Genomic DNA, 20183 nt, shown 5'->3' with positions numbered 1-20183 from the left:
GTACCGATCACCTGACGTCCTGCCGACCACTCTGACTCGCTCGCGAAACAGCTCGATCCGCACCGTGGCGCGTGCCAGGATCTCCCGCATGACCACCGCATACCGCGTCGAGCTCCTCGATGATCCGGCGGCCGTCCTCGACGTGGCGGGCGACCTGCTGGCCGCCGAGCCGGTGCTCTCGAGCGTCGTCTCGTCCGTGACGCACTACGCCGCGCGGACGTTCACCCCCGGTGGCCCTCGTCCGGAGCACCCGATGTGGTGGGCGGTCGTGCGGGACCCGGACGACGTCGTCGTCGCCGTGTCGATGCGGACGATGCCGCACGCGCCGCACACGGTCTGGGTCCCGGCCATGCCCGACGACGCCGCGCGCCTGCTCGCCCGGACCGCCCTCGAACACACCGCGCGGGCCGGTGACCCTCCGCTGACCTCGGCGAACGGGCCGGTCTCCGCGGTACGAGCATTCACCGGCGAGGTGCTGCGGACCACGGGCGGCACCGTGCGTGAGGACCGTCCCGACCGGCTCTGGGAGGCGACGCGCATCACCCGGCCGGACCCGGCGCCGTCGGGCCGCGCGCGCCAGGCGACGATCGCCGACCTCGACGTGGTCAGCGCGTGGTTCGCCGTGTTCCACGCGGAGGCCGACGCCCAGGCGGGGCGGCCGCCGGAGGAGGAGCCGCTGCACATCGAGGGTGCCCCGCGCTGGATCGAGGAGGGCAGCGTCTGGCTGTGGGACGTCGACGGCGAGGTGGTGCACCTGACGGGCCTGCGCCCGCCGGCGTTCGGTGTGGTCCGGATCGGCCCGGTCTACACGCCCGCCGCGCACCGGGGGCGCGGGTACGCCCGGGCGCTGGTCGCCGAGGTGGCCCAGCGGGCGCTCGACGCCGGCGACCGGGTCTGCCTCTACACGGACCGGAACAACCCGGTCTCGAACCGGGTGTACGCGGCGATCGGTTTCGAACCGGTGCTGGACCAGATCAACCTGGTCGTGGAGCCGGTGGCGGCTCCTGCGCCGGCCTCCGGCCCGGCTCCGGCTCCCGCGGCGAGGGAGGCCTGATGGGACGCCGGGCGATCATCTTCCACGGGACCGGCGCGCAGCCCGGCTGGATCTGGTACCCGTGGCTCGCGGACCGGCTGCGCACGCGTGGGTACGACGTCGAGACGCCGCACCATCCGGGCACCAACGTCGAGCCGGTCGCCGAGCTCCTGCCGAAGGTCCTGGCCGCGCACACGTTCACCGAGGACACCGTGCTGGTGGGGCACTCGGGAGGGGCCGCCCTGCTGCTGGCGCTGTTGGAGCACCTCGAGGTCACCGTGGCGCAGGCGGTGCTCGTCGCCGGGTACTCGACGCCGCCGAACGACCAGCCCGAGCCGGTGCTGCAGGGCGCCTACGACTGGGAGGCGATCCGGTCGCACGCCCGGGAGCTGGTCTTCCTCAACTCGGTGACCGACGAGTTCGGCTGCGACGCCGACCAGGGCCGGGCCCTGTTCGACCGGCTCGGCGGCACGCTCGTGGTGCGCGACGACGGGCACTTCACCTCGGACACCCTGGAGCTCGTGGACCGGCTGATTCCCTGAGTGCGCCGACCAGACGTCGCGGCCTCACTCGTGCGCACTCACGTTGCCAGAATGCGAAGCGCAGCTTGACCGTTACGTCGCTGCTCGGCGGGTATAGCGCGCCAAGCACGGGCGTCATCCGGCAAGTTTCGGACGAGTGTCTGCAAACGCTGCTTGTCCGAGCCTGCGAAGTGCTCGCGCTCCGCATATGGGTCAGCGAGACAACACAGCAGGAGCGCCGCGTCTCGCAGATGGCGGTCAGGGTCCCGGGAGTCGACTTGGTAGGCGGCCGACTTGAGCACGATCGCACCGAAGACGCCAGGCACGCTGACTGTTGTTGTGCGCTCGGGGCTGATGACCAAGCGTGCATTGACCGTGCGATTCAGAGCCTGGGTACCGCCTTCGATAGCGACCATTTCGTGTCCATGGAGTTTTTCTGCGACGCTCGGGGCATGGTGGTCCGCCACGAGAACGTCAACAACGTCGGGCGCGCTGGTGACAAGATCCACCTTGGCCTCGCCGCGCGTGAATCGGTGGGCGATCCGCTCTCGTGGATCGAACGACGGGCTCAGCGAGTAGCCAAGACCTTCCAGCGCCGAGGCGGCAGTGGAGACAACGCCACGGGTCGTCTCCACATGAAGGACGATGTCGACGTCGTTGGTCGGTCGGATCGCGTCGATGCCGGAATGGATCGCGTGCAGTTGCGCCATCAGGCCACCGACCAGCGTCCACTTCTCGTGAGAGAGCGCGCCCTCGATCTCGGCGACATTCGACCAGGGGGCACCCCATCCGCCCGGCGGTGCCGCAACGTCGATGACAGATCGACCAGTCACAGCTGCCTCAGCGCTTTGTCGAGGGCCGCACGGCCTACCGCGCGCTCACGCGAGTCGAGCGACCCAGCAAGGTCGAGAGCAGCAAGGACAACGCCGCCTTCGGAAAGGTCACGGACGACGGTCAGGTCCATCGCCGTCGCACGCAGGATGAACTGCCCGGAAGTGTCCTGCATCAGACCGTGCCGGACCAGGATGTTGTTGAGGTCTTCACGAGCGACGTAGCCATCGACGGTCGTAGTCGTAGCAAGCCCAAGCACCACTGCCACACGCGAGGTGTCGACGATCTCGGCCCGAATCCTCTCGATGCCCGCGGGATGCCCGGCGAATCGGACAGCCTCGGCACGATTCCGTGCGCGCTCGACCAGCCCGGCGGCTGACATGCCTCGAAGACGTGCTTTGAGGCGGGAACGTTGGGTGCCGCCCATCCACTGGGGCACCTGACCGGACAAGATCGCGATGGCTCCCCACGCCGTCGGCTCAGACCATGCCTGGGTCCGAGCCGCGTTACCGCGCACCGCGAGGAACTGGTCGACCGACGTCTCGTCTAGGACGCCTCTGGCAACCTGGCGCAACTCACCGTGTGCAACCAGATGCTGCACCTGACGGGTTGAGATACCCAGGCGCTCCGCAACCTCACCCACAGCGAGCAACGACATGACAGATAGTTTCGCCTATGCGAATTTAACTGTCAATGCGACGCCTCCCGCTCCGACCCGTCACCAACCGCTCGGATACGAGGCAAGATGGAGACATGGCTACCCAGCTCTGGATCACCGGTGACCCCGACACGGACAAGCTGCTGAGCGAGGACCCGTTCGCGCTCCTTGTCGGCATGTTGCTGGACCAACAGTTCCCCATGGAGCATGCGTTCGCCGGACCGGCCAAGATCCGCGAGCGCATGGGCGGCTTCGACGTGCATGCCATCGCGGAGGCCGATCCGGACGAGTTCACGACCATGGCGACCACTCCCCCGGCGATCCACCGGTACGGCCGGTCCATGGCGGGGCGGGTGCAGGAGCTCGCGCGCACGATCGTCGAGGAGTACGACGGCGACGCCGCCAAGATCTGGACCGCACCCGGCGCCGACGGCGGCGCCCCGACCGGGCGCGAGGTGCGGGGGCGGCTCAACGCCCTGCCCGGCTACGGGGAGCGCAAGGCCAAGATCTTCCTCGCCCTGCTCGGCAAGCAGCGCGACGTCCAGCCGGAGGGCTGGCGCGAGGCGGCGGGCGAGTTCGGCGAGGAGGGCTCGCACCGCTCGATCGCAGACGTGACCAGCGCCGAGGCACTGCTGGAGGTCCGCGCGTTCAAGAAGGCGCAGAAGGCCGCGGCGAAAGAGTCCTGACGGAGCCGGCCGCAGGAAGACAGGGCACCTCTGCACAAGGAAGCGTCGTGATCGCGCCGAGCGCGGACGAGGTCGCACGCCGAGCACGCCGCCAGGTCACCGCCGCCGGTAGGCCGTCGCCAGCACCGACACCGTCACCTGCTCGGGGAGGTCGCCGTCGTCGGCCAGCTCCGTCGCCGTGACGTGGCGCGCGCTCGGCGTCATCAGCACCAGGTCGACTGTCTCCTGCCGGGTCAGCGGTGTCGTGTACTCGACCTCCACCGTGCGCGCCGCCTCGAAGTACGGGTCCAGCGCCTGGTGCAGGCGCCGCTCCTTGTCCGGGTCCACGGTCACCATCTGTGTGACCTGGCTGCGCAGCTCGGCCAGGTGGCCGCCGAAGGGACGCACCACGACCAGGACACCGCCCGGACGGAGCACCCGGTGGAACTCGGCGGGGTTGCGCGGCGCGAACACGTCGAGCACCACGTCCACCTGCTCGGACGCGATCGGGAACGGCCGGAAGACGTCCCACGTCGCCGCCGCTGCGCGCGCGTGCGCCTTGGCCGCCACGCGCAGGGCGTGCGCCGAGGTGTCCAGGCCGAGGCCGACGGCGTCGGGCAGGGCGTCGAGCACACCCGCGAGGTAGTAGCCGGTGCCGCAGCCGACGTCGACGACGGTGGCCGGCCGTGCCGCCCGGCCGGCCACCGCGGAGCCGCCGGAGCGCCCGGAGCGCCCCGCCTCGCTGGCGAGCCCGGCCACCGCGTCCCGGACGGGCGCATAACGACCGGCGGCCAGGAAGTCCCGGCGGGCGCGGGCCATCGGCCCGTCGTCACCGCTGGTCGCCCGGGCGCCGGTCAGCAGGCCGACGTACCCGTGCCGGGCGAGGTCGAAGCTGTGCCGTCGCGGGCAGTGCAGGGCGCCGTCACCGGACGACAGCCCCTCGCCGCAGGACGGGCAGCGCAGCAGGGGCAGGATCGGGTCGAGGGCGGCGGGAAGGGAGACGGGCACGAGCAGCTCCTGGCAGCGGTGTTTGGGGAGTACCGGGTCAGACCCGGTCCTCCGGGACCGGGTTCGCCGCCCGGCCCTCGGTCGACAGGAGCAGCACGACGGCGTCGGGGCGCAGGCCGATCGCCTCGCGCCACCCGGCCTGTCCCAGCACCAGGCGCGCCGCCGCCAGGGTCGCCGCGCCGCAGGGCCCCGAGTCGACGCCGAGCCGCGCCAGGTCCTCGACGGCTGTGGCCGCCTGGTCGTCGGAGACGGTGACGGCTCCGTCCAGCCCGTCCCGCAGGACCGGCCACGCGAGCGCGGAGACGGTGCCGCAGTTGAGCCCGGTCATGATCGTGTCGCCGGTCGGGGCCGTCACCAGCCTGCCGGCGCGCAGCGACGCGACCAGCCCGGCGGCACGGTCGGGCTCGACGGCGAGCAGCGTGCCGCCGTCGGCCCCCGGTCCGCGGTAGTGAGCGACCACCGCCTGGGCGAACGAGCCAACGCCCACCGGCACGACCACCAGGTCGGGCCCGGCGACGCCGAGGGCGGCGAGCTGGTCGTCGGCCTCCCGGCACAACGTCGAGTACCCGTCGACGATCCACTGCGGGACGTCCGTGTACCCGGGCCAGGACGTGTCCTGCACCAGCACCGCCTCCGGGTCGGCGGCCGCGTCGGCGGCGGCGCGGGCCACGACGTCGTCGTAGTCGCCGTCGACCTCGACAGCCCGCGCGCCCTCCGTGGCGATGGCCTTCTTGGCCGCCTCCGTGATGCCCGGCGGGTAGTAGATCGTCGCGCCGGCCCCGACCATGGCGGCCACGTGCGCGACGGCGCGGCCGTGGTTGCCGTCCGTCGCGGCGTACAGCCGGACGGTGCTGCCGCGGACTGCGGCGCGCACCGCGTCCAGCGTGGCCGCGGGCAGGCCGAACCGCTCCGCCAGGGCGCGCGCCGTCGCGTAGGAGGCGCCGAGCACCTTGAACGCGGGCAGCCCCAGCCGGCTCGACTCCTCCTTCACCAGCACCCGCCCGACGCCGAGCTCTGCCGCGAGCCGGGGTACGTCCCGCAACGGGGTCGGCCGGTATCCGGGCAGGCTGCGGTGGAAGTCGAGAGGGGACATGAGATCGATTGTCCCCGACGCCACCACCGGAGGCCGACCCGTCAGAGCAGCCCGACCGCCGCGAGCACCGTCGCCACGATGCCCGCGCCAGTGCGCACGTGGTTCCACGCCGTCCACGGCCGCCAGTAGGCGCGCCAGCCGGCGCCCTTGTCGTGGGCGCCGAGGAGCCGGTTGTTGAGGGGCACGTTCAGGGCCGCGGTCACGCCGAAGGTGCCCACCAGGTACACGGCGGCGGCCGCGAGGACCCACGCGCCGCCGTCGCGCCCCTCGACGAGGCCCCAGATGCCGGTCCCCGCGGGGACGAGGAGCGCGCCGAAGAAGACGCTCATGAACGGCGGCAGCAGCGCCGTCTCGTTGATACCGCTCATCCCGGCGCCGGCGGCGTCGTCGGAGGCACGGGCGAGGCCGCTCATGATGAACGACGAGAACCCGTAGAACACACCCGCAGAGACCCCCAGCAGCACCACCGATGCCACGGCGAAGATCGTCCAGACCATCAGCTGCCTCCCGGTCAGCACACCAGTGCGGTGAACGGGAGCAACTCTTGCACGGCGGGAGCGCATGTTCCAGGCGTTACGGGCATCCCCGGAGCGCACCCCGGCCGGGCGTGGGCCGCACGCGGCACTCTGATAACAGATCGGGCACACCGGACACTTTCGACCCCCAGAGTGTCGGTATGCCGTGGAACACTTCGAGTCATGCTCGAAATTGCCACCGGAACCGGACTCGCCTTGTCAGCGGGCCTCAACGCATGGATCCCGCTCATCTTCCTCGGCGTGCTGTCGCGCTTCACGGACCTGGTGCAGCTGCCGGGTACGTGGGCGTGGCTGGAGAACGGCTGGGTCCTCGCCATCCTGACCGTCCTCCTGGTGCTCGAGTTCGCGGCGGACAAGATCCCGGTGCTGGACTCGATCAACGACGTGGTGCAGACGTTCATCCGACCCACCGCGGGCGGCATCGCGTTCGGGGCCGGCTCGATGTCGGAGACGACCACGGTCACCGACCCGAGCACGTTCGTGCAGTCCGGGCAGTGGATCCCGATCGTCTCGGGCATCGTCCTGGCGCTCGGCACGCATGCCGCGAAGGCAGGTGGACGGGTGGTGGCCAACACCGTCTCCGGCGGCACCGCGGCTCCCGCGGTGAGCGCCGCGGAGGACGTCACGAGCATCGGCCTCGGCTTCCTGTCCGTCCTCGCCCCGCTCGCGATCATCCCCGTGATGATCCTGTTCGTGATCGGTGTGATCATGCTGATCCGAAGCCTGGTGAAGCACCGGCGCGCCCGGGCGGCCGGTCACGGCGGCGAAGATGCCTACTACGTCTGACGTCCGTGCGATCCAGCGCGCCCGGCTCACCTCCGTGGGCCTGGGCGCGCTGCGTCCGGCCGACGGCGTCCCCGGCGTCATCGCCCGGCTGGGCGCGGTCCAGTCGCAGGAGCTGCACTCCTCCGCGTGGGGCGTGGCGCAGCGCCTGGCCACCCCCGCCCCGCTCGCCGACGTCCAGGCCGCGCTCGCCGACGGCTCGATCGTGCGCACCCACGTCCTTCGCCCCACCTGGCACTACGTGGTGCCCGAGGACCTCGCACCCCTGATGACCGCCACCGCGCCGCGGGTGCGCCGGGCGATGCTGTCGGCGGAGCGGCCACGCGGCTTCGACCACTCGCTCCTCCCCCGCCGGCACGCGGTGATCGCCGAGGCGCTGACGGGCGGACCGCTCACCCGCAAGGAGATCGGGGTGGTGCTCGCCGAGGCGGAGGGCGCACCGCTCGACACCTGGCACCTGGGCCAGGTGATGATGCACGCGGAGCTCGACCTGCTGGTCGCGAGCGGACCGATGCGGGGCAAGCAGGCCACGTACCGGCTGCTCCCGGAGCAGAAGGCATGGGACGAGGACGAGGCGCGCATCCACCTGGTGCGCGCGTACGTGCGAGGCCACGGCCCGTGCCGCGCCGAGGACGCCGCCTGGTGGGGCACGCTCACCAAGACGGCGGCGCGCGCCGCGGTGGCCGACGCCGGACTCACGCGCCACGAGCTGGGTGGCCTGACCCTCTGGACCGACGGCGGCCTGCCCGAACCCGCTCCGGTAGGCACCGTCCGGCTGCTGTCGGTGTACGACGAGCTCTTCTGCCACGACTTCAAGGGCTGGCCCCCGCTGGCCCGGGACGCGATGCCGAGCCGCTGGCTGTACACGGGGCTCGTCACGGTGGACGGGATGATCGCCGGAGGCTGGTCCCGGACCCTCACGGCGCAGAGCGTGGACATCACCGTCGATCTCACCGAGGAGCCGGCACCCGAGGTGTGGGCCGCGATCGAGGCCGAGGCCGCCCGCTACGGGGAGTTCTGCGGGCTGGAGCCGACCCTGGCGCGCGGCCCGGTGGCCAAGGGCACGATCGGCTGACGCCCGGCCGCCGGGGTGGCGCAGGTCGGGGCGTAGTCGGCAGACTCCGCACATGACTCGCATCGCCGTCGAAGGCCAGGCCACGCGCTCGCACCCCGCGGAGCGGGGCACCGTCAACCTGCACGTCGCGTTCTCGGGCACGCTCCGGAACGACGTGGTGGACCAGGTGGCCAGGACCCACACCATCCTCGTGGACCAGGTCAAGGAGCACGTCTCGACGGGCGCCGCCGAACGGTGGGACGCGGACTCGGTGCACTCGTACGTCTACGACGACCGGGTCAAGAGCTCCCAGACGGGCGGCAAGCAGCGGGTGCGGCGGTTCCGCGCGTCGGCACGGCTGTCGGTCACGTTCCGCGACTTCGAGACGCTGTCGACCTGGCTCGCCGACGTCATGGACGTCGAGGGGGTCGAGGTCGACCGGATCAGGTGGGACCTGACCGACGAGACCCGCAAGGCGCTCCAGGCCGAGGCCCGGATCGAGGCCGCCGAGGAGACGGTGGTGCGCGCGCAGTCGTACGCGGACGCCCTGGGCCTCGGCCCGGTGGCACCCGTCGCCATCTACGAGGCGGGCTTGCGCGGTGGCGGCAACGGCGGCGGGAACGGCCCGATGTACGCCATGCGGGCCGGCGCCATGGCCGAGGCCGGCGGCGGCCCGCACGTCGAGCTCCAGCCCCGGGACATCGACGTCGAGATCACACTGTCCGCCGACTACGAGGCGGGCGCGCCCGCCGAGGGCTGAGGCAGCACGCCGGCCGCGCGCAGACGGCTCAGCACCAGGTCGTGGGGCACGGCGGTCGCTGTGCCGCGGTGCCCCACGGTGGTGGTGGCCCGCAGCAGGGCGTTGAGCAAGGCCTCCTCCACGGCGTCCATGGTCGCGGCGAAGATGGGGTCCAGGCCGTGCTCGTCCACGCTGCCCGCGTCCGCGGTGCTGTCCGACGGCGGTGCGCCCGGCGTGCTGAACGCCAGCGCGTAGTCGCCGCTGCCGCCCGCGAAGTCGGACCCGACGCGCGCCATCGCGAACACCGCCCGGCGTGCCACCCGGCCGAGCTGCCGCGCGTCCAGCGGCGCGTCCGTGGCGACGACGATCATGCAGGAGTTGCCCTCGGGCTGCTCGGCGGAGGCAGGCCGGCCGGCGGAGCAGGGCTGGCCGGCAGACAACGGCGCCACGTCGGCGCCGTCGGCCGGGACCAGGACGCCCCGCACGGTCAGCGTGCCCGAGAAGTTGGCCTGCACCAGGGCACCCACCGTCCAGCCGTCGACCACGCGCGACGAGGTGCCGATCCCGCCCTTGAACCCGAGAGCCATGGTCCCCGTCCCGGCACCGACGCAGCCCTCGTCGGGCGGGCCGGACGTCGCGCCGTCGAGCGCGGCGAGCACGTGCGCCTCCGTGACGGGCCGGGCGCGGATGTCGCTGAGACGGCCGTCGTTGGTCTCGCCGACCACGGGGTTGAGGGTGCGGGTCTCCTCGTGGCCCGGCTGCGCGAGCATGTACGTCACCAGCGCGTCCGCGACGCGGAAGGCGCTGAGTGTCGCCGTCAGCAGGATCGGCGTCTCGATCGCACCGAGCTCGGCGACCTGTGTGGCGCCGACCAGCTTGCCGAACCCGTTGCCGACGAACAGCCCGCACGGCAGGGTGCGCCGGTCCGGGCCGAGGGCTTCGGGCACGATCGCCGTGACCCCGGTGTGGAGCCGAGGCGCGTCCACGATGGTGGTGTGCCCCACGCGCACGCCGGGCACGTCGGTCAGGGCGTTGTGCGGTCCGGTGGGCAGCGCGCCCACGACGATCCCGAGGTCGCGCGCCCGCCGGGGGCGCTGTCCGTCGTCTCCCATGGCTACAGCATCGGTGATCGGCACAATGGCAGCGTGCGCCTCCATGCCGACGACTGCCGCTCCCGCTTCGCCGCGGCCCGGCACGCCTACCTCGCCACCGCCGACGCCGACGGTGTGCCGCACCTCGTGCCGGTGACGTTCGCCCTGCTCAGCGCCGCACGCCCGCCTGCGCACGGCCCTACGGCCGACGCCGGGGCGGGCGCGCCGACGGCGGACGAGATCGTTGTCGCCGTCGACCACAAGCCCAAGGCCACCAGCGACCTGAAGCGCCTGCGCAACCTCACGGAGAACCCGCGGGTCACGTTCCTCGTGGACCGGTACGACGACGACTGGGCGCAGCTGTGGTGGGTCCGCGCCGACGGGCCGGCGGCCGTCGAGCACGAGGGCCGGGCCCGCGCGGCGGCGCTCGATGCGCTCGCCGCGCGGTACCCGCAGTACCGCGACCACCGCCCGGACGGCCCGCTGATCAGGGTTCGGGTGACCCGGTGGTCCGGCTGGGCTCACGGGTAGCCGCCGCCCGCACGGGGCGGAGCCTTCCCCTTCGAGGCCAAAGTTTCTCCGTTCTGAAACGCTTCAGAAGGGAGCAGGGTTGACCTCGAAGGGGAAGAGCCGGCCCGTCACACCCAGTGGACGAGCTGCCAGACGATCCCGTTCGGGTCGGCGAACTGGCAGTAGCGCTCACCCCAGGGCTCGGTCTCGGGCGGCGTGACGACCTCCGCCCCCGCGGCGGAGATGCGCGCGAACTCGGTGTCGACGTCCTCCACGACGAACGCGACGAGCAGACCCTGCCCGGCAGGTCCGGCGATGCGCTCGGGCTTGAAGGTGCCCAGGCCGACACGGAGGAACACGATGTTGACGCCCGCCGTGGGGTGCGTGAGCGCCACGAAGCCGTCTGCGGACATGGCCTCGGTGAACCCGAAGTGCTGCTTCGCGAACTCGGCGGACGCGGCGACGTCGGGCACGTTGAGGGACAGGGCGGTCTCGGTGATCTTCAAGCGAACTCCTCGCGTCGAGATTAACTTCGTACGGCGTACAACGTAGGATGATTGCAGAATGTTCCCGGCCTGTCACCCCGATCCTGGAGACCCATGCCCCGCGAGCTGATCGACCTGCTCTGGCGCGATCACCCGGCCGCCCCGCAGGGCGGCACGCGCGGTCCGCGGTCGCGCGTGACGACGGGCGCCGTCGTCGACGCCGCCTGCGCGCTGGCCGACGCCGAGGGCCTCGCCGCCGTCACCGTCCGGCGCCTCGGCGACGCCCTGGGCATCTCGACGATGTCGGTCTACACGCACGTGAACGGCCGCGACGACCTGCTGGTCCTGATGGCCGACGCCGTCTCCGCGCGCATGTTGCGGCCCGCCTACGGGACGGCGAGCTGGCGCACCCGCGTGCGCCAGGTCGCGGACACGAACCTGGCGCTCCACCTCGAGCACCCCTGGCTGCTGGAGATCGACGACGACCGCACGGCGTTCGGTCCCGGCACCATCGCCAAGTACGACCACGAGCTGCACGCCCTGGACCCGCTGCCCCTGGACGACGTCGCCCGCGACGCGGCCCTCACCTTCGTGCTCGACTTCGTGCGGGCCGCCGCCCGCGCGCGCCGTCGCGCCCCGCGGGCCGACGAGATGCCGCAGACCTGGGCCCGGTGGGCCGGCCGGCTCGCGGAGTACCTGGGCGACGGCTACCCGCTGGCCCAGCGAGTCGGTGGCGCCGCCGGCCAGGAGATGAACGCGGCCTCCAGCCCGGCCCATGCCTGGGAGTTCGGGCTGGCCCGCGTGCTCGACTCGCTGGGTCAGGCCGCCGCCGGGCCGGGCGCGTAAGGAGCCGGTAAGCAGGCCGTAAGGGTTGTTCGCCGCGGAGCGCGCCTAGCGTCGGCGGCATGAGAACACTACGCCGCGGCGCCGTCGCCGCCATAGCTCTGACCTGCGCCTTCACCCTTGCTGCGTGCGGTTCGGCCGAGGAGCCGGGCGGCAGCGAGGCGTCCGACGACATGATGTCCGAGAGCCCGATGGATGACATGTCGGAGTCCCCGATGGACGGCGAGATGGCCGAGGACGACATGATGTCCGACGCCCTCGACTTCACCGCCACCACCGCGAGCGGCGACACCTTCGAGGGAACCGAGCTCGCGGGCAGCCCCGCCGTCGTCTTCTTCTGGTCCGAGATGTGCGACACGTGCGCCGACACCGCCGCCGCCCTCTCCGACGTCGACGGCGTGGAGCTGCTCTCCGTCGCCGGCAAGGACAGCGACCCCATGGACGACCCGCTCGCCGACGTCAGCGGCGTCACCCAGCTCGAGGACGGCATGGGTGACCTCGCCTCGCACTTCGGTGTGATGGCAGACGGCGACGTCGTGCTGATCGACGACCACGGCGAGGTCACCCACCACGGCCCCATGGACCCCATGGAGATCCCGGACGAGGTCACCTCGCTCACCATGTGACCCACCCGTTGAGTGCTGGATATCTGTGGGTTCTACGGCTCAGATCCCACAGATATCCAGCACTCAGCCGTCCTGGTCTTCGGAGCGGAGGCGGGGTTCCGTGCGGTTGGCCGGCCGGACGCCGGACTTGTCCGCGTAGAACGCGCGGATCACGCCCATGTCGGCACGGACGTCGCCGGTGAGCTGGACGCTCGGACCGAGGCCGGCGACCTTGGCCACGCCGTCCACGTATCCGAGCGTCACCGGGAACCCGGACTTGAGCGCGATGCGGTAGAAGCCCGACTTCCAGTAGCCCGAACCGGCGCCGCGCGTCCCCTCCGGCGTCACGACCAGGTGGAACTCCTCGCCCCGCTCGACGGCGCCGAGGATCTCCTCGACGATGCTCGCCGGGTCGTTGCGGTCGACGGGGATGCCGCCCAGCGACCGCATGAGGCCCGCCATGGGGCCCTTGAACCAGGAGTCCTTGATGAGGAACCGGATCTTGAGGTCCAGCTCGAACGCGATGGCCAGCATGAGGAAGAAGTCCGTGTTGGACGTGTGCGGTGCGCCGATGAACACCGTGGGCCGGGTCGGGGCGGGTTCCGAGCGCATCCGGTAGCCGGTGACGGCCCAGATCAGTCGCGCGACGGCCCGGCGGATGGTGCGTGACATCGTCGTCCTCGAGTCAAAGATGGATCGGGTGAAACCTCAGGAAAAACGCAGAATCCTCATTCTGACAGATCCGGCGCACGCTCAACGCCCCGCCCGGACCGCCCGTTCCCGGCCCGGCAGCAGCGGACGCAGGCTGTTCGCCGCGAGGCGCACCAGGCCGCGCGAACCCGCCGACTGCTCGTCGAAGAGCATGAGCGCCACGTGGGCCATCGCGTCGTCGGAGGCCGCGACGGCGCGGGTCGCGATGCCCGCCCAGAACCGGGACCTCATGAGCTGCTGCGCCAGGTAGCACTCCCGGTAGTGCCGCCCGAACCGGCGCCGGTGCGCGCGTTCGAACCCGGTCAGTGCGGCGGCGAGCCCGTCGCCCCGCCAGGTCTCGCCCACCCGGTCCAGCGTCCCGAGATGCTCCGCGAGCTGCACCCCGGCCGCCATGCCGTAGAAGATGCCCTCGCCGCTCAGTGGGTTGATGGTCGCTGCGGCGTCACCCAGCAGGACCGCCGACCGCCCCCGCGCCGTCATCGGGGTGCGGGCCGCGGCGTGCGGGAGCTGGTGGGCGGCGACCCGCTCCAGCCCGGACACGGCGAAACCGCGCCGCTCCAGGTCCTCGACGTACAGGTCGAAGAGGTCGCGCAGCGTGCGTCCGTGCCGCGCGGTCTGTCGCTTGAGGTGGTCGACCGGGATGCCGACGCCGAGGTTCGCACCGTCGTCCGGCAGCGGGAAGACCCAGCCGTAGACCGGCAGGAGCGTCTCCAGGAAGTCGAACCGGAGCGTGTCGCTCACGGGCTTGTCCGGGTGGGTCACCGTCCCGTAGGCGCGCATGGCGATGTGGGTGTGCCGCATCGCAGGGCGTTCGACGCCCATCGCGCGCCGGACGCCGGAGTAGGCGCCGTCCGCGCCCACCACCAGGTCGAAGACCTCCTCGCGTCCGGAGAGGGTGACCAGCTCGCCCACGCCCGTCGGCGTCATGCCCTCGAACGCGACGCCCTCGTGGACCTCCGCGCCGCGCTCCCGCACCGCGGTGAGGAGGAGCTCGTCCAGGGCGAGCCGGGGCGTGACGTACCCGGCGAGGTCGCGGCCCTCCATGATCGGTCCGCGCGCGACCGCCTCGACCCCGCCCGGGCCGCTGATCGCCACCGACATCGGCATGTGGAACTGCTCGAGCAGCCCTGTCAGACCGAGCCCGTCGAGCACCCTCCTGGCGCCGGGACCCAGGCCGTCCCCGCATGTCTTGTCGCGGGGGAACGTCGCCTTGTCGACCAGCGTCACGTGTGCACCGGGCAGCTCGCGGCGCAGCGCGATCGCCGTCGCGGCACCGGTGGGGCCACCACCCACGACAAGGATCCGCGGTGCGTCGTCTCCGGCCACGTGCTCGACCCTAGACCGGCTGCGGCCGACGAGCCAGGGCAGGCGACACCGTCAGCGCTGGGGCCTGCGGTCCGGCGTCACGTCCTCGGCGGTACCCGGGATCGTCTTGTCCGTCGCGTACCTGCCCGGCTTGCCGGTGTCCGACGGCGCGGGCTTCGGCGTCGCCCCGCCCGGCGTGGAGGTGCCCGTGCCCGTGGTGCCCGGCGCTGCGTCCCCCGCGGTGCCCTTTTCCGGCCGGTGCTGCCGGAACCGCTGCAGCGCCTTGAAGAGGGTGACGCCGGCGATGATGACCGCTATGGCGTCGTCGCCGAGGCCGAGCGGACCGAGAACGGCTTCGGACATGAGGTCGAACGGGCTGGCCACGTAGCCGGCACCCGCGATGAAGGTCAGGATCTCCTGCCAGGTGAACTTCCTGGGATCCTTGCCGCGCTTCTTTTCCTCGCCCATGCCCGGAACGTAACGGAGAACCGGGCGACTCGCCAGGGATGTGCGAGTCGCCCGGTTCGTGACGTCTACCTCATTCGAGCGGTTTGCCCGGCCTCACTCGACCCGGTACGCCCGCACGACCGTCTCGGTGACCCGCCCGCCGTCGTCGTCCACGGCCTGGGCCTTGAGCGACACGAACTCGGCGCCGCGCGCGGCCCTGACCGTCGCCCGGAACGTGTCGCCCTTGCCGCGCCGCACGTCGATCTCGCGCCACGTCTTCCCGTCGTCGGACGAGGCCCACAGGCGCATGCCCGTGACGTCCCCGCCCTCGGCGCCCGGCTGGTGGTCGGCCGACAGGGTGAGCCGCGCCGTGCGGGGCACCGTCCCGTCGAGCGCCGCCGGCACGCCATAGTCGACCTGGAGCAGCGGGATCGACGCGAACCCGTCACCGCCGGCGGCGGCGGACCGGAACCGCCAGTCGGTGCTGACGTCGGTGGAGGTGCTCCACCAGTCGCCGGAGAATGTGGTGTCCAGACGCAGCCGGTACGGGGTCCGTGCGGCCGGCAGGCCCTCCGCCGACACGTAGGTCGAGCCGTCGGCGTCGGCGACGAGCTCCTTGCCCGCCCACAGCCGCAGGCGGGTCTGCGCGTCCTCGCCCGGCAGGCCCCAGATGCTGTGGCCGGCGTCGTCCACGTAGGCCGGCAGGTACACCTCCATGGCGTCCTCCGCCCGCAGGGCGCCGCCGCTGCTGCCGGCCCCACCGTGGAACACCGGCGCGAGCAGGCGGTCGGAGGTCTTCTCCCCCGGAGCGAGGCTGCGCCCGGGCCCCTCGAACATCCCGGCGAACGGGTCGTCCTCGGTGACCGAGGCGGCGGGCGTGTAGGTCACGTCCTCGTCCGCCGACACGAACACGGTGCGGGTGTGCGGCGCCGGGGCCCGGCTGAACATGCCCACCCCGATGCCCCAGATCGACACCGAGCTTCCCACGTACGGGGCGGCTCCCGGCGCGGGGGCCGTCACGGAGACCTGCACCGACCCGGTGGTGGACCGGTCGGCGACGTACGAGATGGGCTCGTCGGGGACCGAGCCGTCCCTGCCGAAGGCCAGCGCGTACGAGTACGACGGCGCGGCCTTGCCGGCCACCGAGAGCGTCACCGGGCCGGCTGCGAGCGCCGCACGCAGCGACTCCGCCTGCGCGGAGGGCACCCCGAAGACCGGGAGCGGGGCCGACTCCACCCAGTCGTTCACGTTGCCCGTCTCGCTGCCCGCGACCAGGAGCGCCTCGACGCCGTCCGCCGCCGCGGCGTCGACCACGTCCTGCAGCGTCTCCGGTCCGGCGTGCTCCACGAACGCCCACGAGCCTTCGGCGCCGGAGAAGTCCTCGCCGAGGCCCGCGTCCACCAGCGGCACCTCGGAGGTGCCGGTCACCGGCTCGGTGAGCGCCAGCAGGACGAGGTCCAGGTCCAGACCGAGGTCGTCCGCCCGCACGTCGAGCGTCTTCTCGTCCAGCAACGAGGTCCACGTCTGCCGGTAGTGGCCCTCTGCGGGCTCCGGGACGGGCAGGGTGTACAGGTCACCGAGCTCGCCGAAGAACCCGTTGCTCAACCCCGTCCCGTCGGCCTCGAAGGTCAGGTCCACGGAGGTCGTGCCGGTGCCGGTCTCGCGGGCCGTGTCGATCGTGACGGGCTGCGCCGCCTCGCCGTCGACCGTCAGCGCGGTGTCCTCGGTGACGTCGACGAGCGGGAACGCCGCCGACGTGGTGCTCAGCAGGCCGAACGCCTCGTCGGACACGGAGGTGAAGCCGCTGACGGTGTACCTGCCCGCCGGTACGCGGGACGTGGAGGTGCCGTCCTCGTCGAACTCCGTGAAGGTGAAGTAGTCCGGGTCGTCGATCCCCTGGACCACGAAGAAGTCGTCCTCCTCGGCAAGGCTCCCGTCGAGGTCCGTGGCGCTGATCGTCAGGTCGAACAGCTCGGGCTGGTTGACGAAGCCGACGGCCGTGCGCACCGTCCCACCGGCACCGGTCGCCGTGATCACGCCGCCGAAGTCACCCACGCCGAGGTCGGCCGGGTGCGCGGTGACGTCGACGGTCGCGCTGCCGCCGGCGGGGACGGTCACGCTGTCCGCGCTCAGGGTCACCGCGGCGGCCGCGGGCTCACCGCCCGACGTGACGTCGACGGTCAGGTCGAGCGTCTCGTCCGCGTCCCCCGTGCTCGTGTACGTGAGGGTCTTCGTGACCGGTTCCAGGTCGTCCTGCGGAAACTCGAAGCCACCGAGGGAGACCGACGCCGGGCTCGCCGTCACCTGCTGCTCGATCGCGCCCGGGATCCAGACCCGGCCGGAACCCTCCTGCCAGACCGAGTTGCCGCCCGGCTGTGCCGAGGCCATGAGCGTCGACCGGATCTCCTGCCAGGTCAGCTCCGGGTGCGCGGAGAGCAGCACCGCGGCAGCGCCCGCGACGTGCGGCGCCGCCATCGAGGTGCCGCTGGCGGTGACGTACGAGTCGCCGACGGCTTCCCCCATCCTGGTCCCGGCCGCCCGGGCCGCGACGATGTCGACACCCGGACCGGCGATCTCGGGCTTCAGGGCGCCGTCCCCGGCCCGGGGGCCGGCGCTGGAGAACGCCGCCTGCGCGTCGTCGTCGTCCACGGCGGCGACGGCGAGAGCGGAGTCCGCCACCGCGGGCGGCGAGACGGTCCCCGCCCGGGGCCCCTCGTTCCCGGCCGCTGCGACCACGAGCACCCCGTACTGCTCGGTGAGCGCGTTCACCGCCTGGGACGCGGGGTCGGTGCCGTCGGTGTAGCTGCCCGGCTCCCCCAGGCTCAGGTTCAGCACCTGAGCGCCCTCCTGGGCCGCCCACTCCATGCCGTCGATGATCCACGACCACTCACCAAAGCCCTGGTCGTCCAGGACCTTGGCGTTGATGATGTCGGCGCCCGGGGCCACCCCGGTCATGTCCGGGTCGGCGTCACCGGTTCCCGCGGCGATCGAGGCGACGTGGGTGCCGTGCCCGAACCCGTCGGACGGGTTGTCGCCACCCGTGAAGTCACGCTCCGCGACGACGTTCTCGTCCAGGTCGGGGTGCGTCGTGTCGACGCCCGTGTCGACGACGGCGATGGTCACGCCCTCCCCGGTGTACCCGTCCGCCCAGGCCTCGGGCGCGCCCACCTGCGGCGTCGAGTCGGCATCGAGAGCCTCGACCCGCCCGTCGAGCCACACCTTGGTGACACCGGACCGGGTCTGGGCCCGCGCGCCGTCCCCGGTGGCAGAGTCGGCGCCCACCGCGCGCAGCAGGCCCCACGCCTTGGCGGGCCGGTCGCCGTCGCCCGTCCCGACGTCGACGGTGCCCGCGACCGCGCCGATGGACTGCAGCGTCCGTTCACGGCTGAGGCCGAGGTCGGCCCAGTCCGCCGCGTCCGTGGTCCGGGCCCTGGAGGGGGTGGACTGCACGATGACCGGCAGGGAGGCGCGGCCCGCTGCGGCGAGCGCGGCGTCGTCGTACCCCGCCTCGACCAGGCCGGCGACGTCGAAGAGCGCGAGGTCGAGGGTGTCCCCGACCAGGGGCGCGACGTCCGACGGGAACACGTAGTGCGCGTCGCCCTGTCGGACGGAGCGGAAGGTCACGGTGCGGCCGTCGGGCCGGGGCGCGGCGACCGGCGTGAAGGTACGGGCGTCCCCCGATCCGCTCACCGCCACCCGGTCACCGGTGAGCAGCGTGACGCTGTGCGTCGCCGGAGCGGTCGCGGCGGTCTGCGTGGTGGAGGAGGCGCCGGATCCCGAGCCCGGTGGACTCTCGGCGGACGGGGTGAGTGCCGCAGCGGGCAACCCCCCGAGGAGCAGCGCGGACAGTGCGGCAACAGCGACGCGGCGCATGTGGAGCCTCTCCGTCAAACGCGCCCGGTCCGGGCGCGACCTGCGCCGAAGTTATCCGGACGAAGCAGCCCGCACCACGAAAGTCACCCGGGCCATGGGGACACCGGTCGGACGCCGGTCAGACGTCGATCGGGCGCCGGTCCTCCACGAGCCGCGACGTGTACCCGGCCTCCACGAGCCGGTCGTAGGCGACGACGACGTCGTCCGGCACGTCCTCCTCGTGGGCGATGAAGCCGAGCTCCGCGTACAGGGTGAGGCGCTGGGTCTCGCCGACGAGCATGTCGATCACCCGGTCGGCGTCGCCGATCGTCCGGAGGTACGCGTCGAGCGGCAGCGGGCGGGACACGCACAGCACGTCGACGTCGGGCCACACGACCCGACACGTCGCGAACGCGCGTCGCTGCTGGTACGGGTGAGAGACGAGGAGCACCGAGGACGGCTCGATCTGGTGCTCGGCAAGGAGCTTGCGGCTGTACTCCAGGTTCTCGCTGGTGTTGGTGGCAGCCGGCTCGACGAGCACTGCGGTACCGGGCACACCTCGTGCGATGGCGTGGTCGCGGTAGCCGAGCGCCTCGCCCTCCGGGAAGGCGTCGACGGTGGTGGGAGCGTTGGCGCCCGTGAAGACGATCTGCCCGAACAGCCCGTCGAGGTAGAGGTCGGCCGTGTAGTCCGCCACGCCCAGGTCGTGACCGCCCAGCCCGATGCAGACGTCGACAGGTCGTGGCTCGTGCTGCAGGTCGTGGAACGCCCACAGTGTCTGTACGTCCTCCCGCACTTCGGCGGGGATCATGACGTTCGGCATATGACGACCATATTGCTCAGAGGAATGACCGGCACAACCTGAGTGTGGGTACGCGCCGCGATTCTGCGGTAATTGCGCGCTATGTCACAACCGGCGAGACCCCTATCGGTCGGGATCGTCCTCGGCCTCGCTCGCCCGCTCCGCCGCCGTGGCCCCGACGACGTGGTCCTCGAGCTTGCCCGAGAACAGGTCGTAGTACTGCAGGTGCAGGTGGTAGCCGGCCCCCAGGGCGATACGCCGGATCATGCCGAGCGTGGGCTCGACCTGGCCCGACTCGATACGGCTGATCGTCGATGTGGGTACGCCTGCGAGCACTGCCAGTGAACTCATGCTGAGCTCCCGCTCGGCACGGATCCTGACAACGATCTGGGCTGCGGTGGTGAGCAAGGCGCCCTCCCGTCGAGGCTCGGCCATCAAGAACGTGCCGTGACGCACGACAGGGCCCCCCGGAAAGTGAAGATCTTTTTTCCGGCAAGCCCTGTGCGACAGACTCTATACGTCTATGGCCGTCGCGGCTCATCGACAGCGCATGTGTCGCGTGTTTCCTCCCGGGGTGCCGCACCGACACGTTGGCCTACTACTCTCAGCCC

Annotated in this window: 22 protein-coding genes; 9 read left to right on the top strand and 13 right to left on the bottom strand. The window is 72.1% G+C overall.

From position 1 onward, the window contains the following. Positions 1 to 88 precede the first annotated feature (88 nt). The gene (locus LUM46_RS11430; protein ID WP_274994038.1) at positions 89 to 1054 is read left to right on the top strand and encodes a GNAT family N-acetyltransferase; all 966 of its coding nucleotides are present in this window, start codon (positions 89 to 91) and stop codon (positions 1052 to 1054) included. After that, on the top strand, positions 1054 to 1575 hold the full coding sequence (locus tag LUM46_RS11425) for an alpha/beta fold hydrolase (protein ID WP_274994037.1): 522 nt from the start codon (positions 1054 to 1056) through the stop codon (positions 1573 to 1575). Before LUM46_RS11430 ends, LUM46_RS11425 begins: the two co-directional genes overlap by 1 nt. Before the next feature lie 38 nt (positions 1576 to 1613). Here the strand turns inward: LUM46_RS11425 and LUM46_RS11420 are convergent, their stop codons facing one another. After that, positions 1614 to 2387, bottom strand: coding sequence for a hypothetical protein (locus LUM46_RS11420; RefSeq protein WP_274994036.1), 774 nt, complete (start codon positions 2385 to 2387; stop codon positions 1614 to 1616). Further along, positions 2384 to 3043 (bottom strand): hypothetical protein, encoded by a 660-nt coding sequence (locus tag LUM46_RS11415; RefSeq protein WP_274994035.1) that lies wholly within the window; start codon positions 3041 to 3043, stop codon positions 2384 to 2386. Before LUM46_RS11415 ends, LUM46_RS11420 begins: the two co-directional genes overlap by 4 nt. A 95-nt stretch (positions 3044 to 3138) precedes the next feature. Between LUM46_RS11415 and LUM46_RS11410 the strand changes: the two genes are divergently transcribed. Next, on the top strand, positions 3139 to 3729 hold the full coding sequence (locus tag LUM46_RS11410; protein WP_274994034.1) for an HhH-GPD-type base excision DNA repair protein: 591 nt from the start codon (positions 3139 to 3141) through the stop codon (positions 3727 to 3729). A 96-nt stretch (positions 3730 to 3825) separates the two neighbouring features. Here the strand turns inward: LUM46_RS11410 and LUM46_RS11405 are convergent, their stop codons facing one another. From LUM46_RS11405 to LUM46_RS11395, 3 genes are read right to left on the bottom strand one after another with little or no spacing between them, the layout of a single operon-like run. Next, positions 3826 to 4716, bottom strand: a complete 891-nt coding sequence (locus LUM46_RS11405) for a methyltransferase domain-containing protein (RefSeq protein ID WP_274994032.1) — start codon at positions 4714 to 4716, stop codon at positions 3826 to 3828. A 37-nt stretch (positions 4717 to 4753) separates the two neighbouring features. Next, on the bottom strand, positions 4754 to 5809 hold the full coding sequence (locus LUM46_RS11400) for a diaminopropionate ammonia-lyase (protein ID WP_274994030.1): 1056 nt from the start codon (positions 5807 to 5809) through the stop codon (positions 4754 to 4756). Positions 5810 to 5850: 41 nt separating this feature from the next. After that, positions 5851 to 6306, bottom strand: a complete 456-nt coding sequence (locus tag LUM46_RS11395; RefSeq protein ID WP_274994029.1) for an anthrone oxygenase family protein — start codon at positions 6304 to 6306, stop codon at positions 5851 to 5853. Between the two features lie 201 nt (positions 6307 to 6507). On the opposite strand from LUM46_RS11395, the gene LUM46_RS11390 reads away from it, so the two are divergent. The 3 genes from LUM46_RS11390 to LUM46_RS11380 are packed head-to-tail and all read left to right on the top strand — an operon-like array spanning position 6508 to position 8942. Then, positions 6508 to 7131, top strand: coding sequence for a DUF4126 domain-containing protein (locus LUM46_RS11390; protein ID WP_274994028.1), 624 nt, complete (start codon positions 6508 to 6510; stop codon positions 7129 to 7131). Then, positions 7115 to 8203, top strand: a complete 1089-nt coding sequence (locus LUM46_RS11385) for a winged helix DNA-binding domain-containing protein (protein WP_274994027.1) — start codon at positions 7115 to 7117, stop codon at positions 8201 to 8203. Before LUM46_RS11390 ends, LUM46_RS11385 begins: the two co-directional genes overlap by 17 nt. A gap of 52 nt (positions 8204 to 8255) precedes the next feature. Beyond that, complete coding sequence (locus LUM46_RS11380; RefSeq protein ID WP_274994025.1) at positions 8256 to 8942, top strand: SIMPL domain-containing protein; 687 nt, start codon at positions 8256 to 8258, stop codon at positions 8940 to 8942. Here LUM46_RS11380 and LUM46_RS11375 read toward each other — a convergent pair. Further along, the gene (locus LUM46_RS11375) at positions 8912 to 10033 is read right to left on the bottom strand and encodes a P1 family peptidase (RefSeq protein WP_274994024.1); all 1122 of its coding nucleotides are present in this window, start codon (positions 10031 to 10033) and stop codon (positions 8912 to 8914) included. The genes LUM46_RS11380 and LUM46_RS11375 overlap by 31 nt on opposite strands. A 33-nt stretch (positions 10034 to 10066) precedes the next feature. Between LUM46_RS11375 and LUM46_RS11370 the strand changes: the two genes are divergently transcribed. Then, positions 10067 to 10543, top strand: coding sequence for a TIGR03668 family PPOX class F420-dependent oxidoreductase (locus tag LUM46_RS11370; protein ID WP_274994023.1), 477 nt, complete (start codon positions 10067 to 10069; stop codon positions 10541 to 10543). A 107-nt stretch (positions 10544 to 10650) separates the two neighbouring features. Here the strand turns inward: LUM46_RS11370 and LUM46_RS11365 are convergent, their stop codons facing one another. Beyond that, a complete protein-coding gene (locus LUM46_RS11365) occupies positions 10651 to 11028 on the bottom strand; it encodes a VOC family protein (protein WP_274994022.1) in 378 nt (125 codons plus the stop codon). A 93-nt stretch (positions 11029 to 11121) separates the two neighbouring features. On the opposite strand from LUM46_RS11365, the gene LUM46_RS11360 reads away from it, so the two are divergent. Both LUM46_RS11360 and LUM46_RS11355 read left to right on the top strand, forming a co-directional pair. Further along, positions 11122 to 11853, top strand: a complete 732-nt coding sequence (locus LUM46_RS11360; protein ID WP_274994021.1) for a TetR/AcrR family transcriptional regulator — start codon at positions 11122 to 11124, stop codon at positions 11851 to 11853. A gap of 59 nt (positions 11854 to 11912) precedes the next feature. After that, positions 11913 to 12476 carry a redoxin domain-containing protein gene (locus tag LUM46_RS11355; protein ID WP_274994020.1) on the top strand — a complete coding sequence of 188 codons (564 nt, stop codon included), beginning with the start codon at positions 11913 to 11915 and terminating at the stop codon, positions 12474 to 12476. 63 nt (positions 12477 to 12539) lie between these two features. Here LUM46_RS11355 and LUM46_RS11350 read toward each other — a convergent pair whose 3' ends face one another. From LUM46_RS11350 to LUM46_RS11325, 6 genes are all read right to left on the bottom strand, one after another. After that, positions 12540 to 13127 (bottom strand): 1-acyl-sn-glycerol-3-phosphate acyltransferase, encoded by a 588-nt coding sequence (locus LUM46_RS11350; protein WP_274994019.1) that lies wholly within the window; start codon positions 13125 to 13127, stop codon positions 12540 to 12542. Positions 13128 to 13208: 81 nt separating this feature from the next. Continuing rightward, on the bottom strand, positions 13209 to 14492 hold the full coding sequence (locus LUM46_RS11345) for an NAD(P)/FAD-dependent oxidoreductase (protein WP_274994017.1): 1284 nt from the start codon (positions 14490 to 14492) through the stop codon (positions 13209 to 13211). 51 nt (positions 14493 to 14543) lie between these two features. Beyond that, positions 14544 to 14939, bottom strand: coding sequence for a DUF1232 domain-containing protein (locus LUM46_RS11340; RefSeq protein ID WP_274994016.1), 396 nt, complete (start codon positions 14937 to 14939; stop codon positions 14544 to 14546). 93 nt (positions 14940 to 15032) lie between these two features. Continuing rightward, positions 15033 to 18791, bottom strand: coding sequence for a S8 family serine peptidase (locus LUM46_RS11335; protein WP_274994015.1), 3759 nt, complete (start codon positions 18789 to 18791; stop codon positions 15033 to 15035). A 118-nt stretch (positions 18792 to 18909) separates the two neighbouring features. Next, complete coding sequence (locus LUM46_RS11330) at positions 18910 to 19593, bottom strand: YdcF family protein (protein ID WP_274994014.1); 684 nt, start codon at positions 19591 to 19593, stop codon at positions 18910 to 18912. Between the two features lie 102 nt (positions 19594 to 19695). Beyond that, positions 19696 to 20007 carry a helix-turn-helix domain-containing protein gene (locus tag LUM46_RS11325; protein WP_274994012.1) on the bottom strand — a complete coding sequence of 104 codons (312 nt, stop codon included), beginning with the start codon at positions 20005 to 20007 and terminating at the stop codon, positions 19696 to 19698. Positions 20008 to 20183: the final 176 nt, after the last annotated feature.

Origin of the sequence: Promicromonospora iranensis, assembly GCF_028994805.1 — a bacterium.
Lineage (GTDB): Bacteria > Actinomycetota > Actinomycetes > Actinomycetales > Cellulomonadaceae > Promicromonospora > Promicromonospora iranensis.
Note: the sequence above shows the minus strand (reverse complement) of the source record. Positions and strands in the feature narration are given on the sequence as shown.

Coding starts and splice junctions, on each gene's coding strand:
- LUM46_RS11430 (WP_274994038.1), top strand. CDS start 89: ATGACCACCGCATACCGCGTCGAGCTCCTCGATGATCCGGCGGCCGTC.
- LUM46_RS11425 (WP_274994037.1), top strand. CDS start 1,054: ATGGGACGCCGGGCGATCATCTTCCACGGGACCGGCGCGCAGCCCGGC.
- LUM46_RS11415 (WP_274994035.1), bottom strand. CDS start 3,043: ATGTCGTTGCTCGCTGTGGGTGAGGTTGCGGAGCGCCTGGGTATCTCA.
- LUM46_RS11410 (WP_274994034.1), top strand. CDS start 3,139: ATGGCTACCCAGCTCTGGATCACCGGTGACCCCGACACGGACAAGCTG.
- LUM46_RS11400 (WP_274994030.1), bottom strand. CDS start 5,809: ATGTCCCCTCTCGACTTCCACCGCAGCCTGCCCGGATACCGGCCGACC.
- LUM46_RS11395 (WP_274994029.1), bottom strand. CDS start 6,306: ATGGTCTGGACGATCTTCGCCGTGGCATCGGTGGTGCTGCTGGGGGTC.
- LUM46_RS11390 (WP_274994028.1), top strand. CDS start 6,508: ATGCTCGAAATTGCCACCGGAACCGGACTCGCCTTGTCAGCGGGCCTC.
- LUM46_RS11385 (WP_274994027.1), top strand. CDS start 7,115: ATGCCTACTACGTCTGACGTCCGTGCGATCCAGCGCGCCCGGCTCACC.
- LUM46_RS11380 (WP_274994025.1), top strand. CDS start 8,256: ATGACTCGCATCGCCGTCGAAGGCCAGGCCACGCGCTCGCACCCCGCG.
- LUM46_RS11375 (WP_274994024.1), bottom strand. CDS start 10,033: ATGGGAGACGACGGACAGCGCCCCCGGCGGGCGCGCGACCTCGGGATC.
- LUM46_RS11360 (WP_274994021.1), top strand. CDS start 11,122: ATGCCCCGCGAGCTGATCGACCTGCTCTGGCGCGATCACCCGGCCGCC.
- LUM46_RS11355 (WP_274994020.1), top strand. CDS start 11,913: ATGAGAACACTACGCCGCGGCGCCGTCGCCGCCATAGCTCTGACCTGC.
- LUM46_RS11350 (WP_274994019.1), bottom strand. CDS start 13,127: ATGTCACGCACCATCCGCCGGGCCGTCGCGCGACTGATCTGGGCCGTC.
- LUM46_RS11340 (WP_274994016.1), bottom strand. CDS start 14,939: ATGGGCGAGGAAAAGAAGCGCGGCAAGGATCCCAGGAAGTTCACCTGG.
- LUM46_RS11335 (WP_274994015.1), bottom strand. CDS start 18,791: ATGCGCCGCGTCGCTGTTGCCGCACTGTCCGCGCTGCTCCTCGGGGGG.
- LUM46_RS11330 (WP_274994014.1), bottom strand. CDS start 19,593: ATGCCGAACGTCATGATCCCCGCCGAAGTGCGGGAGGACGTACAGACA.
- LUM46_RS11325 (WP_274994012.1), bottom strand. CDS start 20,007: ATGGCCGAGCCTCGACGGGAGGGCGCCTTGCTCACCACCGCAGCCCAG.